Origin of the sequence: Hyphomonas sp. NPDC076881 (genome assembly GCF_050269995.1) — a bacterium.
Classification (GTDB): Bacteria; Pseudomonadota; Alphaproteobacteria; order Caulobacterales; family Hyphomonadaceae; genus Hyphomonas.
In genome coordinates this window covers 187766-197106 of the sequence record NZ_JBNNJJ010000010.1, presented here as the reverse complement: position 1 = coordinate 197106, position 9341 = coordinate 187766, and the positions used below count along the sequence as shown (strand labels likewise).

7 protein-coding genes and 1 pseudogene are annotated in these 9341 nt (G+C 56.6%); 3 read left to right on the top strand and 5 right to left on the bottom strand.

Annotated features, from left to right (window positions below):
* Positions 1-374 precede the first annotated feature (374 nt).
* The 3 genes from ACQKI2_RS12905 to ACQKI2_RS12895 are packed head-to-tail and all read right to left on the bottom strand — an operon-like array spanning position 375 to position 3687.
* A complete protein-coding gene (locus ACQKI2_RS12905) occupies positions 375-1289 on the bottom strand; it encodes a plasmid partitioning protein RepB C-terminal domain-containing protein (protein ID WP_427380070.1) in 915 nt (304 codons plus the stop codon).
* Entirely contained in the window at positions 1286-2197 is a 912-nt protein-coding gene (locus tag ACQKI2_RS12900) for a plasmid partitioning protein RepB C-terminal domain-containing protein (protein WP_427380069.1), read from the bottom strand. Before ACQKI2_RS12900 ends, ACQKI2_RS12905 begins: the two co-directional genes overlap by 4 nt.
* On the bottom strand, positions 2194-3687 hold the full coding sequence (locus ACQKI2_RS12895) for a recombinase family protein (protein ID WP_427380074.1): 1494 nt from the start codon (positions 3685-3687) through the stop codon (positions 2194-2196). The genes ACQKI2_RS12900 and ACQKI2_RS12895 overlap by 4 nt, the downstream gene beginning before the upstream one ends.
* A gap of 174 nt (positions 3688-3861) precedes the next feature.
* Here ACQKI2_RS12895 and ACQKI2_RS12890 point away from each other — a divergent pair, with 174 nt between their 5' ends.
* Both ACQKI2_RS12890 and ACQKI2_RS12885 read left to right on the top strand, forming a co-directional pair.
* A complete protein-coding gene (locus tag ACQKI2_RS12890) occupies positions 3862-4215 on the top strand; it encodes a hypothetical protein (protein ID WP_427380068.1) in 354 nt (117 codons plus the stop codon).
* Between the two features lie 170 nt (positions 4216-4385).
* The gene (locus ACQKI2_RS12885; protein ID WP_427380067.1) at positions 4386-6623 is read left to right on the top strand and encodes a hypothetical protein; all 2238 of its coding nucleotides are present in this window, start codon (positions 4386-4388) and stop codon (positions 6621-6623) included.
* 136 nt (positions 6624-6759) lie between these two features.
* On the opposite strand, the pseudogene ACQKI2_RS12880 reads toward ACQKI2_RS12885, so the two are convergent.
* Positions 6760-7178: pseudogene (locus ACQKI2_RS12880) on the bottom strand (transposase); the annotation flags it as partial.
* A gap of 146 nt (positions 7179-7324) precedes the next feature.
* Here ACQKI2_RS12880 and ACQKI2_RS12875 point away from each other — a divergent pair.
* Positions 7325-8424 (top strand): IS3 family transposase gene (locus tag ACQKI2_RS12875; RefSeq protein WP_427380066.1). Its coding sequence is split into 2 segments (ribosomal slippage): positions 7325-7586 and positions 7586-8424, totalling 1101 coding nucleotides; the frame shifts between segments, so codons are not numbered across the junction.
* 136 nt (positions 8425-8560) lie between these two features.
* On the opposite strand, the gene ACQKI2_RS12870 is transcribed toward ACQKI2_RS12875, so the two are convergent.
* Positions 8561-9340 (bottom strand): SDR family NAD(P)-dependent oxidoreductase, encoded by a 780-nt coding sequence (locus ACQKI2_RS12870; protein WP_427380065.1) that lies wholly within the window; start codon positions 9338-9340, stop codon positions 8561-8563.
* Position 9341: the final 1 nt, after the last annotated feature.

Genomic DNA, 9341 nt, shown 5'->3' with positions numbered 1-9341 from the left:
AGAAGCCGAGGCCAACTACTTTGCAGCCCTGAAGGAAAACGCTATCGCTGCATGACTCCAACCAAACAGCCTCCGGGGTTATCGGCGCGGTTCACTTGGCCTGGGTTAGTTCCCATAAACCCAATAGTAGCGCGCAATTTCCGGATAAATTCTGCAAAATCGCAATCTTTGCGAGAAATTCTAACCCGCTAACTTTCGAATGCGCGTGGGATCAGCAATGTCCATCTGCAATGTCATGGATTGAGATTTGAGCGCGGAGAAATCTACGCCGCTGTTTCTCAAACTAAGGCTGATGACTCTCCTGAATGGCAGCACCAGATGCAGAGGGGCGCCTGGGAAATCATAATCCCGAGCCTGACCGTTCAATGACGACATCAAACCGGCTCAGCCGGCATCGTCGAAGCCATTTCTGCGATCGCGTGAAACTCACTCAAAAACTCTGGCCGATACTGCATCAGATAACGGACAATCCGAGGGTTGCCGAGGAGCTTCGAGATGTAGCCCTTGATGACGGTGAGCTGCAGGTGGTCCTTGCCGTAAGACTCCTGGATTGAGGTGATAGACTCTTGCAGCCTCCCCAGCTCTCGCTCCATACGCGCCATGGTTTCCGGGGTAACGCTCATGACCCGTTTGGGTTTGGCGCCATCGACGAGCTGAGACTGCGGGGTCCCGGCCAGGATGGCAGAGGCATAAGCGACAGTATAGTTGTTGGCATTCACCAGGAGCTCTGCCGCTTCGATCTGCCGGAGCGATTTCATTTTCCGTAGGATTTCAAAGAGCGCCATGGGGCAGGGCTTATCTTTAAGGATGGCGACTGCCTCGTCACAGATCCCGTCCAGCATGCGAACCTTGCGCCTGACACTCATAGGCTGGAGGTCTAGCGCTTTGGCAATCTTTTCTTCCGGGACGCCGCGATCGATCGCTTTCCGGATCATGCGGTGTTCCTGGACTGGGGAAAGCCGACTAATGCGCTTGTTGTAGGTGAACGCTTCATCATCGGTGGCAACGAGGCACTCGACCTCTTTGATGCCAAGATCCTTCAAAGCTTCGAGCCGCACATGGCCGTCCACCAGCAGATAGGTGTCCCGCTGCTTCGGGTCGCGCGCCACAACCGGTGGCTCCACTAGTCCCACCTCATTTATGGAGGCGAGGATCTGACGGTATTTCTGGCTGAGTTTGAGGCTCGCTTGCAACCTGCGCAGCGGGAGAATGGAGACAATTGGGAGGGTGATGCAGTCTTGCTCGAACGCGGCGAAGACCTTGGCTTTAGGGTCGAATGGGTCGGTCATGACGTTCCTCCAACCACGAGGCTGTCCTCAATATATTGCGGCAGTGAGCCGAGACCTTCGGCGCGCAGCAGGTTCAAAAACGCTTCATCTTTTTTGAGGGCCCTGAAGGCTTCGATGACGAATAGCAGCTTGCCCTGAGTGACCTCGGCTTTCTTGATGATGAGCTTTTGCCGATCCGCTTCCTGTCGATATGCCCGGACCAATGCATCGCTGGTCAGAGGACGCTTCGCTCCGGTTCGGCCGGCGGGCGATGACCTGATATGTGGCCCACGCCGTTGGCGCTGCTGAAGAAGCTTCAAGACCGCGGAGAGCTTTTTCCCTCGCAGCTTCTTTTCCATATAGACTTCTGTCAGGGCGCGCTGGGCGCCCTCATCATCTGTCCTGGAGATATCAATAGCGAGATTGAGCGGGATGAGCCCTGTCTCTACGGCCGCGACGAGGCGCTCCTCTCCACGTTCCAGAAGCCCGGCAATCATGCTGACATATTCAGTAGAGACACCAATCTTGCCCGCAATCTGGCGATCGGTGTAGCCGCGGTTCCTCAGGGAGCCGATCTCCTGCATCAGATCGATGGCTCGGTGCTGCCGGCGCGCGCAGTTCTCAACCAGGCTCATGACCAGGCAATCGCTTTCTTCGGCCTGTATAATAACGGCGGGGATCTCAGACTGCCCGAGCTCCACAAAGGCTTCCAATCTGCCTTGGCCGCAGACCAGATCATATTCGGCAGGATCGGTATTCTTGCGGGCTGCAACAGTGATGGGGCGCTTTAAACCCACCTTGGCAATGCTCTCGACCATGTCTGCGAAATTACGCCGGTTGCGGATACGGGGATTGAGGATCCGAATACGGTCGATGGGGACCACCGTCACCTGACTTGGTGCGCTTTCGATATACTCGTCGTCGATCATAACGCCTCCACAAGCTGAGCTCTTCGGGACATGAGAAAGAGGTAGTCGAGCGTGTCGAACCGATAGGCATCGAGGCCGAGGCCGTTTTGCTCGCTCAAGCGAAGCTTTTCCGACGTGATGTCCAAACTTGGCAGGAGAAAATAGTCTTGCGGGCGGCGGTTGAACTCATCCATCCGCACGGCAATCGTGATGTCTGGAACTAGGCCAGCATCGAGACGCACGTGCCAGCGCAGAGAGCCGGCCATAGTTGCGCTACATCGGGCAAGGACCACAGAGAGCGCAAACTCGTCGTTCACGCAGATCAGCTGCGTGGCAGCATCGACCTCAGCCTTTCCGCCGACCGTTCGTATGCCTGAGATGATGTCCTCCACAAACTGAGGATGGGCGGCGCGTAGGCGCCGGTTAACTTCGATATATCGGTAGTCCCGCTCCGGATCATATCCAATCAGCTGGTAAGCCCGCAGGAGGCTGCCAAAACGGTGCCTGTAGGCGCCTGAGGACGGCATGGTCTCACACTCATCTATAATGAAGCCTGAGAGCACGCCCTTCTGCTGGAGAAGGCCTCGCAGCTTTGTCAGGAGGTCTTCATCTGAGAGGTGTTGGCTGCGCGCATCAACAATCTGCCGGGCCCGGAGGAAGAGGGCTTCCTCGACGATTGCCGGGAAAGCGTCATTGGCCCGGATCCACATCTCGCGCGGGTTTTTGACGCGGCGCTGTTTCAGCTTGAAGGAAACCCGGTTGTAGACGTTGTGGCCGATGTATTTTTCATTGATCAGAATCTGGTGAACGGAGGCGCGGGTCCACGGGCGATCAAAGTCTGTCAGGACACCGCGAGCATTGAGCAGAGAAGCGATTTGTGTTTCAGAAAGGCCTCTGAGGACGAACAATGTGTAGATTTCTCGGACAATCTCGCATTCCCCATCGGGTCCTGGAATGAGCACTACCCGATCAGTCTGTAGGCTCTTTCGCTCCCCCTTGGAGAGTTCTCCCTTCGGCGATCCCTGCTCATCGATGAGCAGGCGGCGCAGCCCGTAGCCGGGATTGCCGCCTTGGCGGTAGCCGAGCTCCACAAGCCGGCACTGACCCGCAAAGACTTTGACCGAAAGCTCCCGGCTGTATTCACCGGCCATCACGCGCTTGACGGTCTTGAGGAGGTTCGAGCCGATGCTGCCGTCATTCTCGAACTGCTCGCCGCAATAGTGAACCCTTATTCCGGCGCGGGAGCAGACATACTCATGATAGGCGCCTTCATCCGCATTCTGAAACCGGCCCCAGCGGCTGACATCATATACAAGGATCGCCTGAAAGTCGGCTTGGCCGGATGAAACAGTTGCGATCAATGACTGCAAGGCTTCGCGTCCATCCAGCCTCAGGCCCGACCGCCCGGAATCCTCATAGACACGGATAATCTCATAGCCCCGGTCCTCGGCGTAGCGGCGCAGGACATCAAGCTGATTTTCCGTTGAGTATTTCTGGTGGTCAGTCGACATGCGGACATAAGCAACCACGGGATCGCGCGTTGCCTGATCATCTGGCGCGTGCGGGCGCGTTGTCGGCTGTCTCCTTCCAGACACCTCAACAATTCCTCATTATCAGCAGGTAGGCCCTTCAAGCTAGAAGAAGGGGACGAGTTCGGATCAACTTCATAACCGAAGGAGGCAGGAATGTCGTTTCCGAAAGAGGGCAAGTTCTTTCCCACTGGAGGCGGGGCAGGAAGTAAGCATCGTTATGCTGCTGAAATTGCCAGCGCCTTAAACCGATCGCTGGGGGCCAATCGAGCGCGGATCAAGACCGCGGTCGCCTGGACAGGCGCGAACGAGCGCACGGTCAAAAATTGGTTCTCTGGAAAGTATGGCCCGAGCGGAGAGCACCTCGTCGGACTTATGCGGCATTCGGACGATGTGCTTGATATTGTTCTAGAGCTTTCGGGCAGGTCCGTGCTTTTACATACGCTACGAGCTGACCGGGCCGAACAGTTGCTGCGAGAGCTCTTGGTCGTGCTTCGAGTGGAAACTTAGCTGCTGCTCTCGTCGTCGTCTTCCAAGCCGTTGATGCGACGGGAGCTGCCTAGTTTCGGGCCCGTCATTCAAATTGTGCCGGATTTTCGAGGGTTCACCTTTCCGTCGCGAATGTCCTGATTTAAGGTTGATGGAATAAGGGCAAAAAATTGCTGATCGTGGGGACGAGCATGGCTGATGGAAGCGCGAAGTTTGATGATGTTGAAGTAGGGGCCAGCGACCAACGAAGAGCGTCATTCGCGAGCAAGCTGTTCGGGTCCCGCAGGAACACACTGACGCTCTTGTCTGCTGCCGGGGCCCTGGGCGTCGTCCTGATCATAGTTATAAACTTCAGTCCATACGCGGGCTTTAACTTGATCAAGGCTCCTTTTTTGGTGGGGGTAGACAGTTGGCTCTGGCTGGCGACAGCATCCTCATGGACACTGCTGCTGCCACTTTTGCTCCTATTGCTTGATCCGCCAGACAACATGGCAAAAGGGCCGAGCCGGACGTTGCCTTTTGCGACACTGGGTATCATGGTGGTGCTCGCGATCACATCAGTGGTGTTTGTGGAGCCACTGCGGCGAGAGTTCGCTACGCTGGACGGCAGAAGCATTGTCGGGACGCTTTCGGGGTCTGCGGCGCTTGCGACCTTCTTTGCATTCTTTGGCACCGCCCTTCTGGCTCGAGGGTGGAATGCAGCATTGTTTGCCCAATACGCACACAAGGAGTTTATTGAACGGCAAAAGGTCCATGCACCAACGGGCAACTCCGATCAGGAAAATCCAGATAGCGTCGCTTCGGACGTTAAAGAGTACCGGCGCGAGCAGGGGCACGCTGAAGCATTGAGTGCCCTCATTGCTACGGTGGCGGTGTTTGGCATCGCCGGCTTGGCATTGATTGCAGGAGGATGGACCGAGACGACGCGTATAGGCAAAGATGTCGGCCTCATTCTCGCAGGCGTGATCTTTGGAATCTTCGCGGTCGTTATCATTTTCGATTGGCTGGCAGATTTCCCACCCGTGCGAACCATGAGCCGCGCGCTGACGCGGTTTTCGAGCCTCTTCAGACCCCTTGCGGCGTTCTACAACCTTGTGGACCTGCTGCTCGTTCGAATAGGATCGCATGCGGCAGGCGCCGGTCATACATCGGCTGTGGACCGCTATCTTATCATTGCGAGCACTCAAATTTGCCTTGCCGTCATGGCTTGGAACCTCCCCGATCCTCTGGGCTTAATTCCGGCTTTCATCGGTTTCACGCTCGCGCTCTCTGTCTCCAGGCTGTGGGCATGGGTCGAAGAAGACAGAAACCTCGCCCTCATCACTCAATACCGCCAAGGCGTGCCGCAAAGAGTGGGGTTCAAAGAAGACTATCGTGATGAAGCCATCTTTGGCTTCATGTTCGTCCTGGCAATTGTTCCGATCGCGTTGAAGCAAGCCGACGCAGGTCGGTTGTTTGATCTGACATACTTCGAAGCCGCCGATCACAATGACCTTGTGCCCTGGTTCGTGTATTTCTGCATCGAGATCGCCAAAGCGCTCCCGATTGTCGACTGGGCGGACATTTACCTGTCGCCCGAGAACTTCGATACACTAAAGCCAACAGAGCCGTGGGGGCAGCACGCTACTTTTTTGGCGCGCGCGCTTGTTGACTTGGTGCTAGTTGCTGCTTTGCTCCAGGCCATAAGCATCACGTTGCGCAATCGGCAGCAGAAGTCTTTGTACGCCTCCGGACAGATTGACAGGCTCGACGAGTTGGTCGAGCGGGTTGAACTTAAGCGCGCCATGTCGCGGCCAGAAGCAGAATGGTTTACCTACAGCATAGATTTTCGACGTTACAATCCCGACCGGTTGCGGGAGCTGCATGCGAACACGCACGACCCTACTCGAAAAGCATTCATTGAGAAAGTTTTTGAGCTTACTCGACGTCGGTTGGCCTCGGCGTTTGATGTCATGGAATCCTTGTCTCGCCGTAGAGCTTCGTTGAAGGAATTGAAGCCGACATTTGAGGCTGTCATTGCGGAACACCGCGATGGCAAGCGGAAACTGGAGCCACTGGACTTTGAAGGTGTGTTCGATGCGCTAAGAGACGTTGAAGGCTTGAAAGCGCTGAAGTTTGATATGTTGGATTTTGCAGATCAGATCGGCGCGATCGACCATACCGAACACCTCTCCAGCCTTGCACAGCTGCTAGAGCTCATTATCTTCAGTAGCCGGCGGGACCAGTTTCAATACACTCGTGTCCATGCTGCTAAAATCCTTACCCGGATTGTTCCGCGGTTGATGGATCCAGATAGCGTTTCAACGCTGTTGGCGAGACTCAAAGCAGGCCGCGAGGATCTTTTCGGAAGGAGCCGTTTCGTTCCGGAGCAGCTTGAAAATGCGCTCGTGCTGAGATTACAGGAGATTGGCGCGCCTGAAAGCCGGTAGGGCGCGATGTAGAGCATGCTTATCCAGAACTTATCGACATTCCGCTTAAAATCAGATGCCATACGAGGTTCTGCAATGAACAAGATAGATGAAAACATAGGCTATAAATAGTACCTACAAATCTCATCGATGGGGTACGCTGATCATACCGGCCAAACCGCTCGGCAAGAGCAACTATAGGGTCGGTAAGAGCGGCCTCGTCGGCGCGGGGCGTCGGCACCCTGCGCTGGGTGGCACGGTGTTGGCCGACCACATGGCAGGCCCGGCGCTCTGACGCGCCAAGCTCCTCCACCACATGATCGACCGCTTCGCGTTTGCGGGAAGAGCTCAGTACTTTCCCGAAAGGACCTCCTTCAGGATCTGGTTATCCAGGGTGAGATCAGAGACCGCCTTGCGAAGCCGCCGGTTCTCAGTCTCAATGTCTTCCATCTGTTTCGCCTGATCTACCTGAAGGCCGCCATACTCCTTGCGCCACCGGTAGTAGGTCTGCTCCGTCACACCAATCGCACGCGCAGCCTATCCGGTCGTCTCGCCCCGGCTCAACCGGAGCTCCACTTACCGCAACTTCGCTATGATCTCTTAAGGCTTGGCTTTCTTGCTCATTCTCAGCTCCGTATCGATGACCTGCTTCCGTAAAACTGGACCATTCGATTTGGGAAAATTCTCGTTTAGCATGATGGGCTGCGGAGCGAGGATGACAGATGAGGAAGTCAAAATTTACGGACGCGCAGATCGCGTTCATTCTGCGCCAGGCGGAGGAAGGCACGAAGGTTGAGGAGGTTTGCCGGAAGGTCGGGATCTCACAGCAAACCTTCTACCGATGGAAGAAGCTGTATGGTGGCCTGATGCCGTCAGAGATGAAGCGCCTGAAGCAGCTGGAAGAAGAAAACTCCCGGCTGAAACGGATCGTCGCCGATTTGTCCCTGGACAAGGAAATGCTCCAGGACGTCATTCGCCGAAAGCTCTGAAGCCTGCGCGACGTCGAGAGCTGGTGGACGATCTCAGGGTGATCTGGAAGGTCAGCATACGGCGCGCTTGCGAGGTTCTGCGGGCGGGTCGATCAACCTATCACTATGTGTCCCGCAGTTCGTCGCAGGCCAATCTGAGACAGCGGATCAGAGAGATTGCAGAAACGCGCGTGCGCTATGGTTACAGGCGTATTCACGTGCTGCTCCGACGAGAAGGCTGGGAAGTGAATACCAAACGGGTTTACCGGCTGTATCGCGAGGAAGGCCTGCAGTTGCGGAACAAAACGCCGAAGCGGAAGGTGAAGGCGAAGCTTCGAGAAGGTCGAACAGATCCTGCCCGGCGCAATGATGTCTGGGCCATGGATTTTGTGCACGACCAGCTCTATGACGGCCGCAAGATCCGGATCCTGAACATCATCGATGCGTACACCCGGTTTGTTCCTGCGATAGATGTCAGGGGCAGCTATACCGGGGCGGATGTGGTCGAAACACTCGAAAGGGTCTGCTCCAGGCTTGGCTACCCGAAGTCCATCAGGGTCGACCAGGGACCGGAGTTTGTCTCGAAAGATCTGGACCTATGGGCTTATGCGAAGAATGTGGAACTGGACTTCTCACGGCCCGGAAAGCCGACCGACAATGCGTTCATTGAAAGCCTGAATGGCAAGTTCAGAGCCGAATGCCTGAATGCGCATTGGTTCATGAACCTTGCCGACGCACGCCGAAAATGCGAGTCATGGCGGGTCGAGTACAATAACCATCGGCCGCACAGCGCGATTGGCTATGAAGTGCCGGCAGCATTGATGATGAGCTCAGGATCAGGCAGCCCACCCTGAGCAATCAGCCGGGATTTTCTCGGGTCAGATGGTCCAGGAATGGGGTCAAGTTCATCGAAGCCAACTCTAAATCAAATACCGGACCAGTTTTCCTGGGGCAGACCAATCCGCCCAGGACTGGATATGCCGCGCGCGATCAGAGGGGCGCGCAGAGGTGTCCGCCATCGACTTCGATCACCGCGCCGGACATGAAAGAGGAGGCATCTGATGCCAGGAGGAGGAGAGGGCCGGCAAGTTCGTGTAGTTCGCCAAACCGGCGCATGGGAATACGCCCCTGCATCGCTTTGCCGTAGTCGCTCTCAAGAAACTCGCCCGACAGGTCCGTCGCGAAATAGCCCGGCGCGATGGCATTGACGCGGATACCATAGCGGGCCCATTCCCCCGCAAGGGCGCGGGTCATTCCGATCACGGCAGATTTCGAGGACGAATAGGCCGGAACAGCCACCCCGGGCCTTATGCCGGTGATGGAGGCGATATTGATGATGGAGCCGCCGGTGCCGGTCTCTATCATTCGGTTGGCCGCCGCGCAGGCGACCGCAAATGCGCCGTCCACATTGGTGGCGTAGACCTCACGCCATTGATCGGGGCTGGTCTTCAACGCCCGCGCCGTCCCGCCGATGCCGGCATTGTTCACAAGGACGTCCACTTTCGGAATATGCGCGAACGCGGCTTCGATGCTGCCAGAATTGCTGACGTCCATGGACAGGGCGCGCGCCCTGCCGCCTTCCCGGGCGATTTCAGTCACCAGGCCATCCAGGGCGTCCGCGCTACGGGCAGCGGCGATGACCTCCGCCCCCATTGAAGCGAGCAGCCGGGCAAAGGACCGCCCGAAGCCCCGCGAGGCGCCGGTGAGGAGTATGGTCTTTCCGGAGAGATCCGCAGTGAGGGCAGGGCGGAGCGGCGAGGCAGGCGTCATC